We start from the raw sequence: 23056 nt of genomic DNA, 5'->3' as shown, positions 1-23056 counted from the left end.
ACTGTCTCCTACTTTGGTATAACGCGATGATTTTTCTCGCGATTGTGAGTAATACTAAGACAGTTCCAGCAGGATCTGAGCTCGGAAAACTAGGGCTTATCACCTATACCCAATTTGATTTTCAGTACAGATCTCCTGGGGCAGGCAGCACCCGCAGCATCATGAGCCACGGTGAGGATCACGTCACGCACCGACAAACCCGGAACGATGCCTGCATTCCTGTCCTCATGTCGCATTTAACAAGCGCAGCACAACGATGCGCAGGCGGTATTCAAGCCAGCGCTGCATCACCTGTTTGGACGAAGAGCTTTCGTCTGGCATCACAAGAAGAAATAGAGCGTTTGAAACCGGGGAGTCACTGCTCCAGTCCAGAACTCATCTATCACTCGCAAACGAAAAACGCCCCGACAAAAAAACTATCTTTCATCGTCATGCGGGGCAAATTAAAGGAGGCAATATGAACCACTCAACATTGAACTTTGATCGCTATCCACAGCAACCGCACGGTGGAACACTGGTCAACCAGGTTGTCCCGGAGGATCGCGTCAAGGACGAGATCGAACGTGCGCGCACCCTGCCCAGCATCCGCGTGGACCTGGAAGCCGTCATCACCATCGAGATGATTGCTACGGGCGTGCTCTCCCCCAACAAAGGCTTCATGAACGAGGCCGACTACAACTCCGTGCTCAAAGAGGGTCGTTTGAGTAATGGTGTGGTGTGGCCTGTGCCGCTGAGCTTCGCCCCGATTGGCGATCGCAACCGCGACATTATTAAAGGACTTTCGGTCGGCTCTGAAGTGGCGCTGACCAATAGCGACAACAAGCCGGTAGCCATCCTGAGCATCGAGGACATCTTCTCCTACGACAAGGAGCAGCGCGCTCAGCAACTGTTTGGCACCACGGACAGAAATCACCCCGGTGTGGACTCCATTTACCGCCGCATGGGCGATGTGTCCCTGGGTGGCACCTTGCACCTGCTGCAGCGTGTGGACTGGGGCCCGTTCGAGAAGCTGCGCCGCGAACCCAAAGACACCTGGCGCCTGTTCTACGAAGAAAAGAAATTCAATTCCGTGGCAGGCTTTATCACCGGCGCAAACCCGCTGCACCGTGGCCACGAGTACATTCACCGCAATGCGCTGGAAGGGATTGATGGCCTGTTCCTGCAGCCACTGGTAGAGATGGCCAAGCGTGAATACGTGCGCCACGAGTTCCGCATGATGGCCTACCGAAACGTACTGGATACCTACTACCCCAAGGACCGTGCCATCCTGTCACCGTTGCGCGTCACCTATATTTTTGCTGGCCCACGCGAAACCATTTTGCATGCCCTGATCATGAAGAACTATGGGTGCACCCACGCCTTGATTGGTCGGGATCACGCCGGGATTGGCAGCTACTACGACAAGTACGCCAGCCACAGTATTTTCGATCAGTTCAGCCCCAAGGAAATGGGCATTGATGTGCGCCTGTTCCACGAAGTGTTTTACTGCACGCGTTGTGCCTGCCATGCCACTTCCGAGACCTGCCCGCACGATGATCGCTTCAGGCTGACCATCTCCGGCACCGGCATTCGCGAGATGCTGCGTCACGGCATCATGCCGCCCAAGGAAATTTGCCGCCCTGAATCCATTCTGCCGGCCATGCAAGGCGTACAGCCCAAAGGACTGTGCGAGGAAGGCGAAGCAATCCAGCCTGTCAGCAAGGTTATCCAGAGCATGTTCCCCTACTACACCCAGTACACCCGTCTGGGCGGGGCCAAGCGTAGTGAACCGCTGGATCCATCTCAGCTGACGGTGCGCGATCTGGAAATCGCCAGCCACGACGTGCGGCACCATGCGGGAGATATCTACAACGGGGTGTACACCGAGTACAGCGCCGTGGTGGATCACAACCGCAGCATGCAAGCCGCCTGGATTGAGGATGCGCGTGCTGCTCTACGCTTCCAGCAGGAACGTCTGATCAGCGATCTGGAAGAAAAGCAGCAGCAAGCACCGGAAGAAGCCTCGGACGAGTTCATGTATCAGGACAAGCAGGAAGTCGTGCGCGAGCTGCATTCGGCCCGCAGCTTGCTGGATGATATTCCGACCGTGATTTCTGCCAAGCAGTTGACCAAAAGGACCTGGAACGTCCTGCCTTACCAGCGCTATCGTGGGGCGGATAAGGAATAAGGCTCTATCCAGCTTCCCCCTGAACAGAAAAAGCCCCTGACCTTAACAAGATCAGGGGCTTTTTCATCACGAAATCTGCCCGAAGGCAGACTCAAACTGTCCAGAACCTGCTCAACAGACCTCTTCCAGATTGACCTCATTCACAGGCATCAGGCGGCGGTAGAAAGTAGGCAGAGCAAACAAGGCACCATGAATGTCAGCGTTGTAGAACTGCAGGGAATCCTGGTTCTCGTTGCTCATACGCTGCTCCAGTCGTTCCTGGATTTGATCGGCGGAGAAAGCACGCGGGTTCAGCTCGTCGGAGGCAATTGCCAGCCCCCAGTAAGAGCCGTACAGCGGGATATGCAGACCGTAGCCATGCACTTGTGCAAACACACTGGCCAGGGATTCGCTCAGGTTCTTGACCTGCTGACTTTCGTGGAAAGGCGAACCCAGGTGCAATACCAAAGCACCACCACTTGCCAGCGCACGTTTGCAGGACTCAAAGAAGGCAGTCGTGTACAAGGGGCCGGCCGGAGTTTCGGGGTCGGTCAGGTCCAGATAGATCAAGTCAAAGCGTTCCTGTGTATGGGCCAGGAACTTCGCGCCGTCTTCGATCTGAATTTGTACACGCGGGTTATCAAACGCCCCCTTGTGAATGGACTGCAAGTGCTCGCGGGCCACCTCGATCACTTCCCCATCCAGCTCAACCAGAGAGACTCGCTCCAGGCTGGGGTACTTCAGCAGTTCTTCCAGGGCTCCACCATCCCCACCGCCCACAATCAGGGCACGGCGTGGATTCGGGTGAGCCATAGCGGCCGGGTGAATCAGACCTTCGTGGTAGAAGAACTCTTCGGCCTCGGAAGTCATCATGCAACCGTCCAGGCGCAAGGTCTTACCCAAGGTTTCGGAACGCAGCAACTCCAGACGCTGAAAAGCAGTCTGGCGCTCCAGCAAGCGCTCGGTGAAGCGAAAGCCGTACAGTGCATCCTGATTCAGGTTTTCCGTCAGCAGTTCACCAGCATGGGCCGGGCCATCAGCCTCGCCACGCCACAAGCGATTACGCTGGGCCTGACCGGGCTTGAAAGCCTGCTCAATACCGTCAATCAGGCGGGTCGCCTTGCCCGAATTGTCCTGCATGAAATTGCAGACATAGACGTCCAGCGTCACGCCACCACGCTCTGGCCAGGTATGGATGGCCAAGTGAGACTCGGCCAATAACAGTACGCCGGTAACACCACCAGGCTGCCCTTCAAATTCGGGAAATGCCTGCCACTCTTCACCAACAATCGTCAGCCCTGCATCAATAGTCTGCTGACGGCAAAAATCAGCCAGTTTCTGGGCATCGATCAGCAGCTCCGGGCTGCATGCACATTGGTAAAGGTCTGCGGTCAAGTGCAAGCCTTGCATAATCGTGTGCTCCTTTAACAGATTTTGCGCTCCCTACCAACGAGACGACCGCAACGTAAAAACTTCAAAGCGAGGTGCACCTGGAATGGCGATCACCTCGCTTCATCGAAAAGAGCGCAAATTGTACCTTATATCAAACTTAAATATATGAAAATAACCCTATTTTAGGGAAGATTAAGGTATATACGACGCGGAAGGCAGCAGAACCAATTCCATGACCAAATGCGCCCCTGGACCCGGACGGTCCTTGAAATAGACTCTGCCCCCGTGGTGGTGAACAATCGAGCGCAAAATGGACAAGCCCAGACCGCTTCCTTGCACCTGTTGGCCGGGCAGGCGATAGAACTTGTCAAAGACCTTCTCTTTATAGAGCGGATCAATTCCCGGCCCTTGATCCAGGACCTCTATCCGAGCCCAACCGGTTTCGCCCGGCTGCAAGCGCAGGGTCACCATGGTGTCTGGCGCGGAGTACTTCAGGGCATTTTCCAGCGCATTGCGCAGAGCTACCAATAAAGGAACGATATCCACCTTGGCCCACAAGCCATACTCGGGCACATCCAGGTAAATGCGGTGGCGCTGTTCGTGAAAAGGGCGCAGACTCAGGCGCAGCACGGCACGCAAATCAGACTCGCGCCATTCCTGCATGCTCGTCCCCTCGTACTCCATGCGATTCAAGCGCGTCAAATCATCAAGCAGCACATCAACGCCACGAACCTTTTCATGTAATTGAGAGTAGATCTTGCTGGCCCAGGCTGACGGGGTTGTCTCCAGTTGCAGCAATTGGATATAGCCGCTGATGGCGGCCAGCGGGGAGCGTATTTCATGGGCAGCCATGGCAAAACAGTCGGCACGATCGCGCTCCTGTTGCATTTTTGTGCTGACATCGCGAATCATCAACAAAGTTGCGCTGTCTGAATCGGAGGCCGCATAGGCATGAAACTCCAGGGCACGGGCCTGTTCCCCTTCCCCATCCCGGTGCATGTAGTAAAAAGGATTTTTTTCGCGGTTAATAACCTGACTAATCCCAGGGAGCAAATACGCTAAATCTGCCCGTATTCCTTTTTCCAGATTCTGGAAAAAATCGATTAAATCATCGTTGTCATTGGCCAATTCCGGCGTATCCAGCAAACGCCGCATGGCCCGATTACACCCCTCAATTCGCCCACAGGAATCGAACATGACAATGGCATCGGGCAAGGCATCCAGCATTTGCTCAAAGCGATGTGCTTTTTCATAAGCCTGTCCCGGCCATTTAGGCACGCTCGCTCGGTCAAACAAACGTTGCCCGATCAAAAAACTGGTAAATAGTGTGAGCAACAAGCCAATCCCCTATTTTCGTCCCAAAACAAGCACCAGGCCTGCCTCAGTGTGGTTTCAATCTCCATGCGACAAAAAGCCAGTCCAGCGGATAAACCAAGCATTTTTCTAGATGGGATTACTGATCTGCCAATGCCTTTGCATCAGCCTGGGTGAAAAAACGGTTAATCGCCTAATAAATAAATTTCATAACAATCAGGCGGAACAATAAGAAAGGGATTAGTACTTTTTAAAAGTTTTACTCCAAAACCACCGCCCATACTGCTTAACGGCAGAAACAGCCGTATCATAAGGCGCATAAATTTTCTTTGAGGAAACAAGGGAACTTGTACAAAATGGATTCCTATTTATTTCATAAAGACTGACCAGGATCAAGACTAACGATAAAAACAAGTGCTAGGGTGCTAACACCCTTTTTCTTGGCCCGACAAGCCGAGCACCGCCCGGACCCGCCCGTAACATCAACACTTATAAGTGTGTTCAGCTCCCCACACTGGGCCCGTCCGGTAACACGACAGCGCAAGGGATACGCGTAAAATCAGCAAGGCGAGTCCAGGTTCACAGGCCCGCCCGATTGAAGTGAGTCCCTGATGAAGCATGAACATCTGAAAATCGGAGATATTAGAAGCATGTGTGTCCAATACTCTGCCTATCACTTGGCGTGAACAGGCCACTTCCCATTGCCATTAGTAGTATTTCTGTACTTACTAATACCGTCTCTACACTCTGCACTGCTACATCGGGGCCCATAGCCTTTCTTTCCCCGGTCTGGCCTGCTTTCATTTTGTTGACTCCATGAACGACGCCGTTTACTCCACTCGGCAGGCTGCTGATTTACTAGGTGTGTCTGTACGCACCGTACAACTTTGGGTAGAAGCCGGGACCCTGAAAGCCTGGAAAACCCAAGGCGGGCACCGACGCATCGACCGCGATTCCGTACAAGCCATCTTGCAAGAGCGCCGTGGGCAAACCAGCCCCCCGACGCCTGATGCTCCGATCACTCCCAGCCTACCTGTTTGCAGCGGTGAACCCTGCCTGCGCGTACTGGTCGTTGAAGACGACCTGGATTTGCTGGCGATTTACCGCATGGCCATGGAACATCTGCCCTTCCCGGTCAAATTGCGCTGCGAACAAGATGGCCTGAAAGGTCTGATTGCTGCCGGCAATTTCTACCCCGATGTGCTGATCGTGGACCTGAACCTGCCCAAACTGGATGGTTTTGCCATGCTCAAGGCGCTGGCCGATGCCCCTGAAACCGAACATACCCAGATTTATGTGATTTCTGCATTGAGCGCCGCCGATATTCACGCGCGTGGCGGTCTGCCCGGCAAAGCCACAGCCCTGGCCAAGCCCATTCCCATTGCCCTGCTCCTGCAGCTGCTCAGCGAAGCCTTCCACGCCCAATACCTGCCCTCCTGAGCACGTCCTCTTCCCTTTATCAGCCAGGATCAATTTTTTCAATTTCGATCTTTTTGTGACAAAAATTTTCATTTGATTATCATTTTTTTATTTTTAGACATAAAAAACGAATCAAATGATACTATTCACGAAAATTCACAACAAGAAATTGATCCGTTTATCTCGAGTCTTTTGCTGATACAAAAATACAAAGGGAAAGGCTATGCGCAAGAACCTACCAATTACCGGCATCGAAACCGAGCTGCTGGACGAGCAATATCTCATTTCCAAAACTGACCTGGCCGGCCGCATCATTTATGCGAACCCGGCCTTTGTCGAGGTGAGCGGGTTTAGTCGGGAAGAATTGATTGGCGAGCCGCACAATATCGTGCGTCACCCCGATATGCCATCCGAAGTTTTTGCAGATTTGTGGCATACCTTAAAACAGGGCCGTTCGTGGGTGGGGGTGGTAAAGAATCGCCGTAAAGACGGCGGTTTTTATTGGGTTCTGGCCCATGCCAGTCCCATTATTGAACAAGGGGAATTAACCGGCTTTGCGTCGGTTCGTGTGCGCGCAAAACCTCAGGATATTCAAGCAGCTGAACAGTTTTATCAGGAATTGCGCGAAGGTCGAAATCGTTCCCGAACGATACGCGCTGGCCAAATTACGGCTCGCAGCTGGCGTCGCCCTTTTGCCGGCCTTCGTTTCCTGGCTGGTCCCAGTTTGCTGGCCGCCTTTTTACGAAAAGGCCTGTTGAATCTGGGTATTACCGGCGGGATTATTGCCATGATCCTGAATACGGAGATGCCACAGCAAAGCATGATCCTCCTGGCCAGTTCTCTGGGGGTGGGAACATTGATGATTTTGGGCTATCAGGCCGTGCTGATGCGACGGGTTTTGGGATCGTTTAAAACGGCCACGCACATCGCCCAACAAATTGCCGCAGGCAACCTGACAGTCAACACACGCGGGCCCGCTGTGAAGAAGCTGGAAACGCTGGGCCAGAATCTGGATCTGATGCGTAAGAGCCTGATGAGCATTAGTACCGACGTGGACCATAGCTGCAGCAACAATCAAATGGTGTCACGCAAGCTCTCGGATAACAGCGCCCTGCTGGAAGCACGCACTCAAGAGCAAGCGGCCTCCATGCAGCAGACCACTGCCAGTATGAGCTCCTTTGGGCAAGCCGTTCTACAGACCGCGGAAAACGCCAAGGCCAGCCACGAACTGGCTAGCCGCAGCGCGGAGATCGCGGGTCGCGGGAACGAGGCGGTTCAGAAAGTCAGCTCATCCATGCAGCAGATTCTGGAAAGCTCCCAGCATATTGGCAATATCGTGTCGATGATCAATAACATCGCCTTTCAGACCAATATCCTGTCGATCAACGCCTCAATTGAATCGGCCCGCGCCGGAGAGGCCGGTAAAGGCTTTGCGGTGGTTGCCTCTGCCGTGCGTTCGCTGGCTCAGCAAGCGGCTCAAGCGGCCGATGAAATCAAGCAACTGGTCACCGAAACCCAAACCCTCAGTGCTGAAGGTGCCACCCACGCCGCCCATGCGGGGCAGACCATGCAGGAAATCCTGACATCCGTGTCTGAGGTTGCGGGTTTGATGGGTGAGATTTCTGCTGCCACCAGCGAGCAAAGCATCGGTTTGGGCCAGTTGACCCAGGCCTTGAAACAGGTGGACCAAATCACCAGCGACAATGCCGCTCTGGTCCATGACTTGAGTGAAACAGCGCAGGAACTGAACCAGAATGGGGCCGAACTGCAAGAGGCTATCAGCGTCCTGAATCACGGAGAAAGTGCGCATACTCACCCACCCACTCGCTCTGCTGCCCCCTTGATCCTGGCCCCGGTTGTGAAAATGGACGCCGCTCGTCGCAAACCAGCCCACCCAGGCCGACTACGACAATTGGCATCCAGTACCTGAGTTCGCTAAAAGCCCAGGCTTTCAGCCCCTCCCAACAAGGCCAGCACGCCCAGCACAGCAAAGATACAGGCAGCAATCCGGTGTACCAACTGAGTCGGCAAACGGCGGGCAATGCGCTCGCCAAACAAAACGGCAGGTGCGTTGGCCAACATCATGCCCAAGGTCGTGCCTAGCACCACCAAACCGAACTCTTGATATTTAGCAGCCAAAGCGACCGTCGCAATCTGTGTCTTGTCGCCCATCTCGGCCAGGAAGAATGTCACCAGCGTGGTGCCAAAAACACCAAAACGCGTACGGGTGGCTTCGGCATCATCGATCTTGTCAGGAATCAGAATCCATATGGCCATGGCCAGAAAGGAAATACCCAGCACCCAACGCAGCACTTCCGGATCCAGCAAAGCGGGAACCCAAGCACCAATGGCGCCAGCCAGACCGTGATTAACTAAGGTTGCTATGAAAATAGCGAGAATGATGGGCCAAGGGCGTTTGTAGCGGGCTGCAAGAATAAAAGCCAACAATTGGGTTTTGTCCCCAATTTCTGCCAAGGCAACCACACCCGTGGAGATAAACAACGCTTCCATAACAACTCCTGGCCGGATAAAAGACAAATGACCACAAACCCTCCCGGCCAAACGCGAAGGTCCATGGTCAAAAGTCTTGCCAGGCTAAGTTGCTATCAGCGCCATGACCCTGTGTAGGTCAAGTATGTTGACGCTGATCTTCGGTAAACCGAAGCGGCTACTCCCTAATGACGAAGCGCATCGTAGCCCAGATTAAGACGCCTGTCCAATCGGGGCTTTTCAACGCACAAGAAGTACACTTGCTTATTTTCACGCTTTCACCAGACGCATGACTGCCCAAAACCCAGCATCGGCTCAGCCCAACACCTACCAGCGCTATGTGCTGCTGTATCTGTTATTCATGATTTTGCTGTGGACCGTTTTGATGGCAATTAGCCATAAAGCCCCCGATCTGGACGGCATGGAAGAACTGGTCTGGTCGGCCAGTTTCGAGCTGGGCTATTTGAAGCATCCGCCCTTCCCAGCGTGGGTGATGGCCGCCTTGACCAGCGTAGTCGGACGCCCGGCATGGCTGACCTTTGCCGCGGGCATGACAGCTTCGGTGCTGGGGCTATGGTTTATCTGGAAACTGGCCTGCGAATTCCTGAATCCCGAACGCGCCTTCATGGTCTTGCTGATCAGTTCTGTCAGTATTTACTTTTCCTTGCGCGGCACCATTTTTAATCACAACACGGCACAACTGTGGTCCGTAACCGCCGCGACCTGGTTTTTCTATCGCGCCAGCCGCGACCAGAAACCGGCAGACTGGTTATGGCTGGGCGCCGTCGCTGCGCTGTCTACGGTCACCAAATACAGTGCCGTGATTCTGTTCACCGCCTTCTTTTTGTATTTCCTGCGCAGCGGTATGTGGCGTCAGCGGCAGACCTGGATAGGGCTGGGCTTGGCCCTGCTTGCCTATGTGCTGGTCTTGTCGCCCCATCTGTACTGGCTGGTGAAGCACGACTTCGCCCCCTTCCGCTATATGGACGGCTCGCTGGAAACACATACCCGCTGGGAGGCCTACAAGGAACTGCTGGCGTTTAGCCTGGACCAGCTGGGGAGACTAAGCCCCATGGTTGTGGCCATGATTGCGCTGGGTATCTGGAATCGTCGCGACAGGAAAAAGCTGGCCCCATCCGACGCGGCCTTGCAAAACAAGCAACGCTACGCCGATGATATTTCCCGCAGCGACAAGCAATTCCTGCTGTGGGTGGGCCTGACTCCGATCGTCAGCACCGTCTTGATTTCAGCCATGATGGGCACCCGTCTGGTCGCTTCCTGGGCCACCACTTTCTTTGTTTTGTATGGCTTTTTTGCTCTTTGGGTCATGCACGGCAAGGACAAGATCCAGCTGCGGCGCGTGGCTATTATTGTGATCGTGTTGCAGATATTGCTGGCATCGGGCTACGCCTTGGCTCGTGGCCCATTGGCCTGGCATAAAGGTAGGGACTCTCGCTCCACCTTCCCCGGCCCGGAAGTGTCTGCCCAAATGCAAGCCATCTGGAACGAACACATGCCCGGCATCCCACTTAAAGTCGTAGTAGCCGATACCTGGCTAGGCGGCAATATTGCCGTTCATGCCGGCCAGGATGTGATGGTCTTTATTGATGCTGACCCGGCTGCTTCACCTTGGCTGACACTCCCGCAGGATATGGAATGCGGCGCTCTGATTGTGTACAGCATCCAGACCCGTGGGAAACCTCCCGCATCCTTGCTCCAGCTGTACGAGCAAGCCCCTATCAAGGGGCAGGCCGAGCAGCGCTGGTCTTCCGAGCGCAGTCCCATGATTGATCTGAACTGGGCCATTCTGCCCGCACAAAGCAGCTGCCCCTTTACAGCCACTGCCCGCTGAATCACTTAAATTTTAGGGTGATGCACCGGCAGTTGCTCACCCAGATAATCCAGAAAATGTCGTACCGCCGGGGCCATGCCTCGGCGGGAAGCAAACACAGCGTGAATAATCCCCGGCAAGGGTGCCCACTGTGGCAATACCTGCACCAGGCGTCCGGCTTTCAAGGCCTCGCAACACATATAGTCGGGCAAGATACCCACACCTATGCCCTGCTCCACCCCTTCACGCAACGTCAGCAAATCCGAGGCCATATAGCGCGGCCTGTGCGTTACCGTCAGGCTGGCGCCCTCGGGACCATACAGCTCCCATTCGTTTTGACCTTGTCGGGCCGACATGGCCACCGTGGGCAATTTCACCAAATCAGCCGGGCCGCGCACCGGATCAAAACGCGCCAGCAGTTCAGGCTGAGCAACCAGAATTGCCCCTGTTTCACCCAGGCGCTTGACGATATAGCTCGCACTATCACTTAAGGTGCTGCGCACTCGCAAAGCCACATCAATCCCGTCCGCCACCGGATCAACCACCCGGTTGCTGACTTCCACCTCCAGCTCAACCTGAGGGTAGCGAATCAGAAACTGTGCAAACACGGTCGACAAGACCGTATGGGCCAAGGTGACCGGGCAACTGATACGCAAGAGACCGCGTGGTTCTTGCTGCACTTGAGCCACCGCAGAATACGCAGCTTCGGCCTCGTCACGCATGGCCTGGCAATGGCGCAGAAACACCTCTCCAGCAGGGGTCAGAGACAGGCTGCGCGTGGTGCGTTGCAGCAGGCGCACACCGACTTCAGCCTCAAGACGGCTAAGACGTCGCGATACTCGCGATGGCGGCATGCCCAAGTGTCGGGCAGCAGCACTAAAGCCGCCACGCTGTACCACTTCGGTAAACAGCACCATGTCATTTAAGTCATACATACAGGGAAGTTTTCCAGGATTACAGACAAAAGTAGAATAATCTTTCTCAGAAAAACCGGCTTATCAAAGGTATGGGCATCAAACATAATGACACCATTCCTTCATCGCTTTGGACACCAAACATCATGAAACTGCTACACGTAGACTCCAGTATCACCGGCGCCAACTCCGTTTCCCGCGAACTTTCGCAATTTGTGGTTGATCAGCTGCGCCAGCAAAATGAGCAAGTCCAAGTGGAGCATGTAGATCTGGCCCTGAACCCGCCACCTCACTTTTCGGCTGACTCCCTGGGCATGCGCCTGGGTCTGGACCCAGCCACCCTGAGCGAGCGCCAGCGTGCCGAGAACGCCATCACCGAACAATACCTGAGCCAGTTCCTGGCTTCCGATGTGGTGGTGATTGGCGCCCCCTTCTACAACTTCACCATTCCTAGCCAACTGAAAGCCTGGATGGACCGTCTGGCTCAAGCTGGCCGCACTTTCCGCTACACCAGCAATGGCCCGGAAGGTCTGGCCGGCGACAAAACGGTTTACCTGGTTCTGAGCCGTGGTGGCATCTACTCCGAATCGGAGCAAGGCCAGGCCATGGAACATCAGGAAAGCTACCTGCGTGTGATGTTCGGCTTCATGGGTGTAACGGACCTGCGTATTGTGTACGCCGAAGGTCTGGGCAAAACCCCAGAGCTGCGTGATCAGATTGTAGAGAACGCCAAGGCCAGTGTCAGCGCCTTGCTGGAAAAGAGCCCTGCCTAAGACCGGGAAGGCCTGGTTCGACCAGGCCTTGGCTGTTTAGTTCTGCACAAGCAGCCACCCGCCCCTTCAGCGCTCAAGCCTGAGCAAGCAAAGATAAAGCCGGATCCCAATCCCTGCGTGGACATCGGATCCGGCTTTCTCTTTTGCGTTGCCTGCCGGCAGGCAGGCAGGCAGGCAGGCAGCACATTCTGATCGCGCTGAATCTCCACCAGAGAAAAACACAAAGGGCCAATTGATGGCCCTTTGTGTTGATACCGCGATAAGCAGGAACGAAATCGGAGCAGAATCAATTTCTGCCCGCGCGCCCCTTTTTATTCGTCTGTTTCCAGCCAGTGGCCCAAGCGCAGACGCTTGGTGTTCAGGTAAGCCTCGTTAAAGGGATTACCTTCAATTTGATGCGGCACACGCTCCACCACATCAATGCCAATTTCCTGCAGGGTTTTTACCTTGCGCGGATTATTGGTCATCAGACGCAGCTTCTGGATACCGACGTGCTCGAGCATATCCTTGCAAATATCATAGCGACGCATATCCGCAGGAAACCCCAGCTTCTCGTTGGCTTCCACCGTATCCGCCCCCTGATCTTGCAGGTTGTAGGCACGGATCTTGTTCACCAGACCAATACCCCGCCCTTCCTGGCGCAAATACATCAAGGCACCACGGCCTGCCGTAGCAATACGTTCCAGCGCTAATTGCAGTTGAGGGCCGCAATCGCAGCGCAGGCTGAACAAGGCATCGCCCGTCAGACACTCGGAGTGGACACGGGCCAGGACAGGCTCGCCGTCGGCCACATCCCCCAGGGTCAACAATACGTGTTCTTTTTGATTGCTGCGCTCTACAAATACATGGATTTGGAATACGGCCCAGGGGGTAGGCAAACGGCTGGAGCTGACGTAGTCCAATAAAGCGCCGGGTTTGGCCTGCTGGGCAGCCAGCGGGGAGTCCGATTCTGATGCCAGTGCGGCATCCGGGATGGATTGCATAATGAGTCTCTGCTGCAACGAAGAAATGCGGCTTGGCCCCATCCGGGGCAACCTAGCAATGATAGCCCAATTCACTCCATTTCTTTAAGCCTGAGGCAAGATGCTTTTCAGGACTAATTTCGCCAGTCCCCCTATGACACAGACATGAAACATTCACCTTATGTGCCTATCCTTATAGCGAAAAGTTCTGCGATCCGGTATTCTACGCAACAAGAAAATACATAAAATGTTATGAAACTTACAAATACAGATGATCTATGGCGCTTTGTGTTTTTCACTGAGCCTTGATCATCCTCTTACTTGATTGATCATGCCCGCCACTAAGGTCTTTATTCGTTATGTTGTGATTGGGCTCGGCTTGGCCCTGCAACCGTTTGTCGCCCATAGTGCGGCAAGCCAGACCTGGCCCCAGCCTCCTTCTCAATTAAGTCTGGACAGCCCCTACGGCACCTTGCAAGTGAGCCAAAGCGATTATGTCTATGAAGCACAACTGCAACTGGACTCGCAAATCATCGCTCCCGAACTCAAGGGCTTGATCAATATTCCCTACGCCTTCAGACAATCCAACAACCAGACAGCGTTGATTTCGGTGGACAACGGCCTGGGGGGTTGCTCGATTTATTATCACTGGGTCACAGTGTCATCCAAGGGCTATACCGTCTCGCCAGCGTTTGGGTCTTGCAGCGCACAAATTCGAGTACGCCACCAGGGCCAAACCCTGATCATGGAAACCCCCAGCCTGGATAATCCCACCCTGATCGACGAGTACCGTTACGACGGTCGCACGATCAGTTTGCGCAAGCGCAAACACCGCGCTCAATAAGAGAAGGAACCCGCGGCGGAAAACGGACTCCAAGACAACACTGACTATAATCAGATGTCTTAGTCTCTCCGGATTTTCCCCATGCACGCCTCCTCGACTCGCCCTTTACTCATCTGGGATCTACCCACCCGCCTGTTCCACTGGCTGCTCGTGATCAGCATCGTGGGCTGTTTTGTGACGATCAAGGTTGGCGGTTTGTGGATGGACTGGCACGTACGCTTTGGCTTGCTGGCCCTGGGGCTGCTGGCATTTCGTCTGGTCTGGGGCCTGATTGGTGGTTACTACTCCCGCTTTAGCCACTTCCTGCCCAACCCTGTGCGCAGCCTGCGCTACTTGCGTGACAAGCCCGCGGTTTACCCCGGCCACAACCCCATCGGTGCCTGGTCCGTCTGGATCATGTTGATTGTGTTCGGTTTTCAAGCGGTCTCGGGCCTGTTTGCCAATGACGACATCTTCACGACTGGGCCTTTGGCCTACCTGAGCAGCGACTGGTCCAAAACCCTGACCGGCCTGCACAAAGCCAATGAATGGATCATGCTGGCCATTATTGCCTTGCATATCCTGGCTATTTTCCTGTATCGCGTGTTGCGTGGTCAGAAATTAACCAGCGTCATGGTCAGGGGCAGCATGCCGGTTCCCGCCGATGCCAGCCTGCCTGCCAGCAAAGACAGCTGGAAAACCCGTTTTCTCGCTCTGATCATTGTGGCGCTGATTGCCTGGGGTGTGTACTGGATGACAGGTCTGGCACCCGTAGGCGGTGGCATGGACGACTTTATGTAAGCCCGACTTATCCCCAGAAGCTGTGAATAAACCTGGGGATAATGCGGGGACTGTTTGGGCTGAGCCGCATTTTTACTAGCCGTCTTTTAAACTGGACGGTGACTAGCCGCTTGAGCACTTCCTGCGCAGAAAGCGACGGCCTCAAGATACTTCTTAGCGCCGTCGCCAAAATCCCCACAAAACCAGAACCAGACCCAGCACAGCGGCTAATAAACCCGCCCAGCTGAAAATAGTCAGACCCAGCCATGCGGGACCGCGCGTAACCAGCACCGGACCCAAAATCAATACAAAAGCTGCCGTCACAATCGCAATGGCCAGACGGGTGGCCGCCTTTTCCAGCGACGAGGCCAGACGCGGCATTCCCTCGATTTGAATACGCGCCGAGATCTTTCCTTGCCGCACCCTATGCATCAACAGACGCAGCAATTGGGGCGCATCCATGGCCAACTGCCGGGACTCCAGCAAACTGCGTTGCAGGTCCGCATAAACACGACGTGGCGAGTACTGCTTGCGCATCAAGCCCATGATCACGGGCTGCGCGACTTCGACCACATCAAACTGCGGGTCCAGACGCTTCAGCACACCGTCCGCCGTGATAAAAGCCTTGAACAGCAAGGCCAGATCCGGCGGCAGAATTAAATGGTTCTCGCGCGCCAGAGCCATGAAGTCCAGCAAGGCAGCCGAGATGGACAACAGCCCACTGCTTTGTCGGGCTACATAACGCTGGGCACTTTCTTCCAGACGGCTCCAATCAAAGTCCTCTGCCCCGGACCAGTCCAGCAAGGTCGTTGCCACCCCATCTGCCTGTCCATCCACAATCGCCCGTAGCAACACCAGCAATTGCTGGCGGCGACGTTCCGTCAAATGGCCCACCAAGCCGAAATCAATAAAGGCAACCTTATTGCCCGGCAAGGCCATCATATTGCCGGGGTGCGGATCAGCATGAAACAGCCCGTCCTCCAGCACCATATGCAGGAACGCCAAGGCACCTCGGCGGGCCAATAAAGGACGATCCGCCTCAATGGCTTGCAACTGTGCCTCTTGAATGGGCGAGACCCCGGGGACAAACTCCTGCACCATGACGGTCGCGCTGGTCCACTCCATATAGACACGCGGAACCACAATGTCCTTGAAAGGCTGCATGTTCTCGCGCACCGCCAAGGTATTGGCCGCTTCGCGGGTGAAGTCCAGCTCATCGGCAATGGCTTCAGCCAGGGCACGCACGATATCGTAGGGGCGATACTCGGGCAGCAGGCCTTGTTGCTGGACCAGGCGGGCAATCTGTTTCAACAAACGCAAGTCAGCCTGAATCAGTGGCTCCAGACCAGGGCGCTGCACCTTCACCACGACTTCGGTGCCATCCCGCAAACAGGCGCGATACACCTGTGCCATGGAGGCCGAGGCCAGCACCTGGGTGTCAAAGCGCGCAAAGGCTTGCTCAACCGTTTGACCCAAAGCCTGCTCCAGCTCGGGTCTGATCGTTTCCCAAGGCACCGGCGCGGCATGACCTTGCAGCTTCTCCAGCTCCTGCGTCCACTCCAACGACAGCAAATCATTACGTGTAGCCAGAATCTGACCCAGCTTGATAAAGGTCGGACCCAGCTCTTCCAGTGCACGTCGCAAACGTTCAGGTGCCGAGCGCTCGGGCATTTCGGCCGCCACCGGGGTCTTGTTACCGGGCAGGAGGTCCGACAAGCCCAGGCGATGCATCACATCCCCAATCCCGTATCGAGCTATGACCGCTCCAATGGCACGGACTCGTGCATGGTCGCGCAAGGCCAACAAGGTTCCTCCCAACATACTCGCTCTCCAGTAGGGTACGCTCTGAGAAAAGTAGCATACCGCAGTGTCCCGGTGACTTACTTATCCACTTATCCACATTTTCAGTGGGCAAGCTCGGGGATAGCCTTTGGACAAGTCACATTAAGCCAAGCAATTCAATGACTTGTCATGGTGGGGTAATTAACGCCCCCTACCCGTTTTCCGATGACAAGAATCGAAAATGCCCCTGCTCTATCCACGGAAATCAGAGTACATTGACGTTTTCCAATTCAAGGAGAGCGTGATGCGTCTGGATAAGTCTCGCTCCAGCCGTAATGTCGAGGACCGCCGTGCCAATGGGCCACGATTGAGCGGCGGCAAGATCGGCTTGGGGACAATCGTGCTGGCCCTGGTGGCCATGTACTTTGGGGTGGATCCCAGTGTGGTGCTGAACCTGGCCGACGGCCCTACCAGCGCCCCTCAGTCTCAACCCGTTGCAGCCTCGGATGCACAGGGCCAAACCATTGCCAAGATCCTGGGCGAAACCGAGGATGTCTGGCGTGATGTTTTTGCCAAGCAAACCAATGGCAGCTACCGCGATCCCGTGCTGGTGCTGTACCGGGGCGCTACCCCGACCGCCTGCGGGGCGGGTCAATCTGCTATGGGGCCGTTTTACTGCCCTGCCGATCAAAAGCTTTATATAGACTTGGGCTTTTTCACCGAGATGGAGCAAAAGATGGGCGTCAAGGGCGACTTTGCCCCTGCCTATGTGATTGCGCATGAAGTGGGCCACCACGTTCAGAACCAGTTAGGCATGATGCGTCGTGTCGATGAGGCCCGTCGCAGCGGCTCCGCCTCCCAGGCTCGTCAAGCCTCCGTACGCCTGGAGCTTCAGGCTGATTGCTATGCCGGTATTTGGGCAAACCACGCTGACGCGCAACGCCAGATTCTGGAACCAGGCGATATTCGCTCGGCCCTGGATGCCGCTCAAGCCGTAGGCGATGACACCTTGCAAAAGCAATCGCAAGGCTATGTGGTCCCCGATTCCTTTACCCACGGCAGCTCGCAACAACGCATGGCCTGGTTCATGGAAGGCTATAAAACCGGACAGCTGAAAATGTGCGACACCTTCACCCGTCCTGACCCGGTCTCCTGATAAACGTAAAATTATGTAACCTCGTCTTGCGCTAGATAATTTCCGTTCTATAATCTTTTTCTTCGCAGGAAACGGGGGTCGTTAGCTCAGTTGGTAGAGCACTGGACTCTTAATCCATTGGTCGACAGTTCGAGTCTGTCACGACCCACCACATGTCCTGCTGCTTACGGTACACCATGCCGTAACACCGTAAATCAGCCCGCTACTTCAGCGGGCTTTTTTGCGTCTGAACACTATCCCTGAGAAGCTCAATGGCCCTGCCAATTTTTGAATGGCAGGGCTTGGGTGACAATACTGCACACGGTCAATAGTCGTGGCACCCCTTCTGTAATTCGGTCATGAAGCGGCCCGCATGAAACCCGTCACACACAGCATGATGCAACTGAATGGCCACGGGAATATAAACCTTGCCGTCCCGTTCAAAGTATTTGCCTAGCGTGACAATAGGGGTAAACAAATTATGCAGGCTCGCGAACTGCATACTGAAGCTGGTGAAGGAAACCCACGGCAAGGCGGAAATATAGAATACGTTTTCAGGCGTATCGGATCGTGGAAAGTAACGAGTGTCCTCGCCGTACTTTTCCAGATCCCGCTCATACTCGGCCAGAAAGTCCTCTTTCTTCTCGTGGTACGCACTCCAAATAGATGAAAAACTTTCTTGCTGCACGTGCGGGATGGTGTAGCTGGGGTTGAGTCGATCGTAGACAATCAGCTCATCGTCCTTCATGGCCATACGAAACTCGGGATAGCGATTAAGGACGGCAGCTACCTCATGGATCATTGCCGGGTAAAACTTGCAGCGCCTGGCCTTCACCCACTTCAGAAACCCGGTAATTTCAATTTCAACCGTAATGCTGAACGCATTTTGAGCATACGTTTTAAAGACTTCAAAATGCTCACGCCGCCCCCAACTCTCAAGATCGAACTTCTGGTAGCTTGCCATCATCTTTTCCTGAATCTCCATACTGTCCATCCAGGCAAGTGTATAGAAAAACACAGTAAGCAGTGCCACTCTGTGTTCTTCAAAACCTTGCCTTAAACAGAGGCCGGACCGCTCACAGGACCTCCTGCCTTTGCCTGAATCTGCGACAGCGTGCGGGAAGGATCCACCAAGATGAAACCCAACACGGCTCCCATTAGTAAAAGCACGGCCGTCAAGGCAAAGCCCTGGTGAAAACCGGCAAGACCGGGCTCGGCCTGAATCAGCCTTCCCATCACAATGGGCGCAACCAGGCCCGCTGTTGTGGACAATGAATTGGTGATGGCCAGTGTGGAACCCCGCTTTTCAATCGGGCTGATTTGCGCTGAGATTGCCGAACAGAGCACAAAACCGACCTGGGGAAAACTCAAGCCCAAGGCGATCAGCACAATCCCCGCAGTCGGACCCAGCTTCAAGTAAGCGGCCGCCAGCAGGCACAAGGCCCCTGCCAACAAGAAACCGACCGTGACCAGACTGCGTGCCACTCGGGACGAATACCCTTGGCGCAAGAAGCGGTTGGACAGGTAAGAGCCGCCCGACACAATCGGGATTGCCACAAAAATACACAGGGAAAATAGCCATCCAGCCGTGCCCGACGAGAAGTTCAAACCACGCTGCAAATAAGCAGGCAACCAGGTAAAGACCAGCGCAGCACACCAGTACGCTACCCAGTACATCAGCAGGTTGCCGATGAAACTACGATTCAAAATCACATCACGGTACGAACAGCGAGACTGCGGCTTGCTCTTGCCAACGGCGGGCACCGGATTCGCACTGATGGGACCATCCTTGCCCAACAAGGCCCATACCACCAGCCACATCAGCCCCGCTGCCGCTGTCACCCAAAACACCGAGCGCCAGCCGTGGCTGATGGTCAAATACCCCACCAGGGGGCCGGCCAACAGCATGCCCACTTGCCCACCCTGCATCACGATGGCCGTAGGCCAAGTACGCTCCTGATCCGGGAACCACTTGTAGCAAGCATGCAAGGCCAGGGGGTAGGCAGGGCCTTCCCCCACGCCCAGCAAAATGCGACAAGCCATCAAGGCCACAATCGTGCTGGCTCCCATAGCGATCGGAACCTGCGCTACAGACCAGATAATGACCAGCCCCACCAGCAGCAAACGCGAGGACACCGTATTGGACACAAAGCCCACCACAATGCCCGAGATCGCAAACAGGAAGAAAAAGCTGCCTGCAATGGTGCCAAACTGCTGTGGCCCGATGGCCAGCTCCTCCATCAACGGCACAGCGACCAGACCAAATATCGCCTTATCGGCAAAGTTGATCACCATGAACAAAAACAACAAGAACACCACGACGTAGCGCTGTCCTGGGAAATACTTTTTCTGGTTTTCCATGTCTCCCCCAACTTGTCAAAAGTACAGCGATACGATCAATAAGGACGGTCACCAATAATGGTGGCTCGGGCCATTTTGCGGGGCAAAGGAAAATAGTCCTGAACGGCATAATGCTGAGTGGCCCGGTTGTCCCAAAACGCAATGGTGTGAGGCTGCCATTTCAAGCGCACCTGATACTCCGGGTGACGGGCCTGATCCACCAAATACTGCAGCAGGAAATGAGCGCCGCTTTGCAGCTCGGGCATGCCACGGAAAAAGCCGGTTTCGATGTAATTGGCCAGATGGGTAGTCCAGCTGCTGACATACAAAATCCGCTGGCCAGTTTCTGGATGAGTGCGCACCACAGGGTGTGTTTGCGCTGGAAAACGATCTCGCAACGCAGCTCTGTCTTCCTCGGGGATACGGTCTATGAAACCGGGCAATAAATCGTGTACGGCTTCCAGCTCGTGCAAAATATCTTTGATGTGAGGCGGCAAGTTCTCATAGGCCAGTGCCATATTGCACCAGATCGTATCGCCCCCGGCGGGTGGACATTCAATGCAACGCAGAATGGAACCCATGGAAGGTTCGGCCCGCCAGCTGACATCGCTATGGTAGATATTCTCACGCCCCGGCTGCGTGTTATTGCCCCCCAGCAGCACCAGCTCGGGATAGTCCGGATCGTGTGGAAAAACCGGATGCACTTCCAGCTCACCAAAGCAACGGGCAAATGCAACATGCTGTGCCGCATTCAAAGGCTGGTCGCGAAACACCAGCAATTGATGCTTCAACAACAAGGCGCGCAGCTCCTGTACCTGCATATCCTCCAGGGCCTGAGTCAAATCGACACCCGCTACCTCGACACCGATAGCGGGCGACATGATTGTGGTTTCCAAGCGGCTGGCTGCGATTGGGCTGTCTACGACCTGCGTCATGATCCTCTCCTGAATATTGTTTCGTTTCAAACGAAACAATATTAGCGTGAGAAATATCCAGCACAACTCGGTGATTACCCTTGAGACTTCAAATATGTGCGTCGCCGCTGAAATCGCTGCCAAAGCGCTGGACCATACGGTTCTCCAGGCGCGTCATCATCTCTTTAAAGGAGCTGAGCTCTTCCTGGCTAAGCACGGACGTCAGCTCCTGCTCCAGACCCAGAGCGATGGGCACAATGCGATCGTGCACTTGCTGACCCTGCTCGGTCAGACACAGCAGATTGCTGCGCATATCGTTTTCATTATCGCGACGAGCAATTAACTGAGCGGCTGTCAGGCGAGAAACGGCACGGCTGACCTTGGCCTTGTCCATGCTGGTGCGCTCGGTCAAACTGCCCGAGGTCAGGGTGCCATAGCGTCCCAGGGTCGCAATGATGCGCCACTCTGGAATGGACAAACCAAATTGCTGTGCATGCTGACGCGCAAAGGTCACCGCAATATGCGAGGCCAATATCGTGACTTGATAAGGGAGAAAATTCTCCAGGTCCAGGGTGGTTTTTTCCAACTCGCTTCCCAAGGCGCTAGTCCGCTTTCTGTAAGGAGTTTGATCATAGCATCGCCAGGCAATGGCTTCGCCGATTGGCTACCCAGCTTCTTTTCGATGCAACAAGAAAAAACAAGAGCGGCCTGCCCTGCAGTCATAGTTGTTTACTTTAGCTGCGCCCTAAATCCGATACGCTGGAAGATCACTTCAGTCAGGAGATGCTCATGCCAATTGCTATTGATCCCACCAAAGCGCCCGACACCACTCCTCCCGGCAAAACGCCCAACCCCGAGCCGGACCCTAAAAAGATTCCTGGCAATGAGCCGCCATCCAAAAAATAGTCAAAGGCCAGAGCTTTTGACGCTGGTATTTGCAGGAATTTGAACACTTGCTCGCCATACGCAGGTCGCATGTCATTACATTGAGATGCGGCCTGAAACGGCTGTCACATTTTCTGCAGTACAGTGAACCGTGGTGATATTTATTACAAACCATCACCCTACGCTAATTGGAAAGCCAGTTTGCAAACGCTATTACATCAACCACAAAATTATTTGAGGAGCATTGTATGGCCCAGCTAGATCGAGGCACCATGTGCATCATGTGCCAAACCCTTCCACTATCGCAACCCAACGCTCAACGACATCCTTACCTCAAACCCATCAGACGAGTAGATGACACTGACGAACAAAGCACCGAGAGTCTGTATCACTGCACTGTTTGTCACACCCATTGGCTATACCAACGCGACAAATGGGACGCCTGCCTGGGATTCAAATTATGGCAAGGCGGTCTGCAGGCATTTAACCGGCGGCATGTACCGCTTACTTTCCCCACTCAGAGCACAGACAGCAAAAAAACCAGAAAGCACAAAGGTCCTGAGCTGCTCTCTTGATCCTTGCTAGTCGCAGAACTAGCTCTATCGATACACGGGCAGCGCTGACACGCGGGCTGCCCTGTCGATCCTCCTGGCGCCCTGCCATTCAGACACGGCAATTCCAGCACGAACAGGTCTGTTTTGCCCACTCTGCAGCCGGTCATTTTTCTGAACCGAATGTTGCAAAGTTAAGACTATTAAAAAAAAATGCGCACTTGTTGCGCCGCAACATATATTATTTTTCCATAGTCGTTGTTCCTGCGGTGGTGAGATGAGCGGAGACAGGCGTCACAGAGCGCTGCTGTTATCTCGCTGCCCACCGACTAGGCAAGACCGGGGTCACGTGCCTAGCTAGCTTACTCGCCTTGCCGGAATTGTGTTGCTCTTCAACCTACAACACAGGTCCGCTTGCCTACCACTTGCGTTCGCGCTGTCGCACACCCTGCTGACAGCCGGAGAGTCGCTCAAACCGGCGTTGCCCGGTTGCACTCAAGCCATCCACCAGGATTACCCATCCCGGTCGGCCCCCTCTCAACCGTCTCCTACCCCTCTCGGTGTTCCATTGCATCCGCAAGGCCAGCTTGCCTGTGTTTACTTCA

19 protein-coding genes, 1 tRNA gene and 1 riboswitch are annotated in these 23056 nt (G+C 54.6%); of the genes, 10 read left to right on the top strand and 10 right to left on the bottom strand.

What is annotated here, in order from left to right; all coding sequences use genetic code 11:
• Window positions 1-26 precede the first annotated feature (26 nt).
• Both ACLPGZ_RS12220 and ACLPGZ_RS12215 read left to right on the top strand, forming a co-directional pair.
• Window positions 27-461: a hypothetical protein gene (locus ACLPGZ_RS12220; protein WP_429641413.1), complete on the top strand. Its 435-nt coding sequence runs from the start codon at window positions 27-29 to the stop codon at window positions 459-461.
• Window positions 458-2167, top strand: a complete 1710-nt coding sequence (locus tag ACLPGZ_RS12215) for a sulfate adenylyltransferase (RefSeq protein WP_429641411.1) — start codon at window positions 458-460, stop codon at window positions 2165-2167. The genes ACLPGZ_RS12220 and ACLPGZ_RS12215 overlap by 4 nt, the downstream gene beginning before the upstream one ends.
• A 111-nt stretch (window positions 2168-2278) precedes the next feature.
• Here ACLPGZ_RS12215 and speE read toward each other — a convergent pair whose 3' ends face one another.
• Both speE and ACLPGZ_RS12205 read right to left on the bottom strand, forming a co-directional pair.
• Window positions 2279-3556, bottom strand: coding sequence for a polyamine aminopropyltransferase (gene speE / locus ACLPGZ_RS12210; RefSeq protein WP_268380111.1), 1278 nt, complete (start codon window positions 3554-3556; stop codon window positions 2279-2281).
• Window positions 3557-3730: 174 nt separating this feature from the next.
• Window positions 3731-4816, bottom strand: coding sequence for a sensor histidine kinase (locus tag ACLPGZ_RS12205; RefSeq protein ID WP_230940667.1), 1086 nt, complete (start codon window positions 4814-4816; stop codon window positions 3731-3733).
• Window positions 4817-5668: 852 nt separating this feature from the next.
• On the opposite strand from ACLPGZ_RS12205, the gene ACLPGZ_RS12200 reads away from it, so the two are divergent.
• Together ACLPGZ_RS12200 and ACLPGZ_RS12195 are read left to right on the top strand one after the other, a co-directional pair.
• Window positions 5669-6292 (top strand): helix-turn-helix domain-containing protein, encoded by a 624-nt coding sequence (locus ACLPGZ_RS12200; protein ID WP_429641409.1) that lies wholly within the window; start codon window positions 5669-5671, stop codon window positions 6290-6292.
• A 202-nt stretch (window positions 6293-6494) separates the two neighbouring features.
• Window positions 6495-8201 carry a methyl-accepting chemotaxis protein gene (locus ACLPGZ_RS12195; RefSeq protein WP_035272633.1) on the top strand — a complete coding sequence of 569 codons (1707 nt, stop codon included), beginning with the start codon at window positions 6495-6497 and terminating at the stop codon, window positions 8199-8201.
• 5 nt (window positions 8202-8206) lie between these two features.
• On the opposite strand, the gene ACLPGZ_RS12190 is transcribed toward ACLPGZ_RS12195, so the two are convergent.
• Entirely contained in the window at window positions 8207-8782 is a 576-nt protein-coding gene (locus tag ACLPGZ_RS12190; protein WP_009456260.1) for a TMEM165/GDT1 family protein, read from the bottom strand.
• Window positions 8783-8960: riboswitch (yybP-ykoY riboswitch) on the bottom strand.
• Window positions 8961-9050: 90 nt separating this feature from the next.
• Here ACLPGZ_RS12190 and ACLPGZ_RS12185 point away from each other — a divergent pair.
• On the top strand, window positions 9051-10613 hold the full coding sequence (locus ACLPGZ_RS12185; RefSeq protein WP_060186890.1) for a glycosyltransferase family 39 protein: 1563 nt from the start codon (window positions 9051-9053) through the stop codon (window positions 10611-10613).
• Window positions 10614-10618: 5 nt separating this feature from the next.
• Here the strand turns inward: ACLPGZ_RS12185 and ACLPGZ_RS12180 are convergent, their stop codons facing one another.
• Window positions 10619-11527 carry a LysR substrate-binding domain-containing protein gene (locus ACLPGZ_RS12180; RefSeq protein WP_009456252.1) on the bottom strand — a complete coding sequence of 303 codons (909 nt, stop codon included), beginning with the start codon at window positions 11525-11527 and terminating at the stop codon, window positions 10619-10621.
• Window positions 11528-11652: 125 nt separating this feature from the next.
• Between ACLPGZ_RS12180 and ACLPGZ_RS12175 the strand changes: the two genes are divergently transcribed.
• The gene (locus tag ACLPGZ_RS12175; protein WP_026483011.1) at window positions 11653-12279 is read left to right on the top strand and encodes an FMN-dependent NADH-azoreductase; all 627 of its coding nucleotides are present in this window, start codon (window positions 11653-11655) and stop codon (window positions 12277-12279) included.
• Window positions 12280-12590: 311 nt separating this feature from the next.
• Here the strand turns inward: ACLPGZ_RS12175 and ribA are convergent, their stop codons facing one another.
• Window positions 12591-13262 (bottom strand): GTP cyclohydrolase II, encoded by a 672-nt coding sequence (gene ribA, locus ACLPGZ_RS12170; RefSeq protein ID WP_009456248.1) that lies wholly within the window; start codon window positions 13260-13262, stop codon window positions 12591-12593.
• A gap of 310 nt (window positions 13263-13572) precedes the next feature.
• On the opposite strand from ribA, the gene ACLPGZ_RS12165 reads away from it, so the two are divergent.
• Together ACLPGZ_RS12165 and ACLPGZ_RS12160 are read left to right on the top strand one after the other, a co-directional pair.
• Window positions 13573-14085, top strand: a complete 513-nt coding sequence (locus ACLPGZ_RS12165; protein ID WP_060186891.1) for a hypothetical protein — start codon at window positions 13573-13575, stop codon at window positions 14083-14085.
• Window positions 14086-14166: 81 nt separating this feature from the next.
• A complete protein-coding gene (locus ACLPGZ_RS12160) occupies window positions 14167-14865 on the top strand; it encodes a cytochrome b/b6 domain-containing protein (RefSeq protein WP_035272624.1) in 699 nt (232 codons plus the stop codon).
• A 153-nt stretch (window positions 14866-15018) separates the two neighbouring features.
• Here ACLPGZ_RS12160 and ACLPGZ_RS12155 read toward each other — a convergent pair whose 3' ends face one another.
• Window positions 15019-16665, bottom strand: a complete 1647-nt coding sequence (locus tag ACLPGZ_RS12155) for an ABC1 kinase family protein (RefSeq protein ID WP_035272623.1) — start codon at window positions 16663-16665, stop codon at window positions 15019-15021.
• Window positions 16666-16930: 265 nt separating this feature from the next.
• Here ACLPGZ_RS12155 and ypfJ point away from each other — a divergent pair, with 265 nt between their 5' ends.
• Both ypfJ and ACLPGZ_RS12145 read left to right on the top strand, forming a co-directional pair.
• Window positions 16931-17782: a KPN_02809 family neutral zinc metallopeptidase gene (ypfJ, locus tag ACLPGZ_RS12150; protein WP_060186892.1), complete on the top strand. Its 852-nt coding sequence runs from the start codon at window positions 16931-16933 to the stop codon at window positions 17780-17782.
• Between the two features lie 75 nt (window positions 17783-17857).
• Window positions 17858-17933, top strand: a tRNA-Lys gene (locus tag ACLPGZ_RS12145).
• A 153-nt stretch (window positions 17934-18086) separates the two neighbouring features.
• On the opposite strand, the gene ACLPGZ_RS12140 is transcribed toward ACLPGZ_RS12145, so the two are convergent.
• From ACLPGZ_RS12140 to ACLPGZ_RS12125, 4 genes are all read right to left on the bottom strand, one after another.
• The gene (locus tag ACLPGZ_RS12140; protein ID WP_060186893.1) at window positions 18087-18746 is read right to left on the bottom strand and encodes a CatA-like O-acetyltransferase; all 660 of its coding nucleotides are present in this window, start codon (window positions 18744-18746) and stop codon (window positions 18087-18089) included.
• A gap of 71 nt (window positions 18747-18817) precedes the next feature.
• Window positions 18818-20122, bottom strand: a complete 1305-nt coding sequence (locus tag ACLPGZ_RS12135) for an MFS transporter (protein WP_060186894.1) — start codon at window positions 20120-20122, stop codon at window positions 18818-18820.
• Between the two features lie 35 nt (window positions 20123-20157).
• Window positions 20158-21036: a TauD/TfdA dioxygenase family protein gene (locus ACLPGZ_RS12130; protein ID WP_060186895.1), complete on the bottom strand. Its 879-nt coding sequence runs from the start codon at window positions 21034-21036 to the stop codon at window positions 20158-20160.
• Window positions 21037-21124: 88 nt separating this feature from the next.
• Entirely contained in the window at window positions 21125-21601 is a 477-nt protein-coding gene (locus ACLPGZ_RS12125) for a MarR family winged helix-turn-helix transcriptional regulator (RefSeq protein WP_009456231.1), read from the bottom strand.
• Window positions 21602-23056: the final 1455 nt, after the last annotated feature.

Origin of the sequence: Alcaligenes sp. Me129, from assembly GCF_050487245.1 — a bacterium.
GTDB lineage: Bacteria > Pseudomonadota > Gammaproteobacteria > Burkholderiales > Burkholderiaceae_B > Alcaligenes > Alcaligenes phenolicus.
This window is presented reverse-complemented; position numbering and strand designations above follow the sequence as displayed.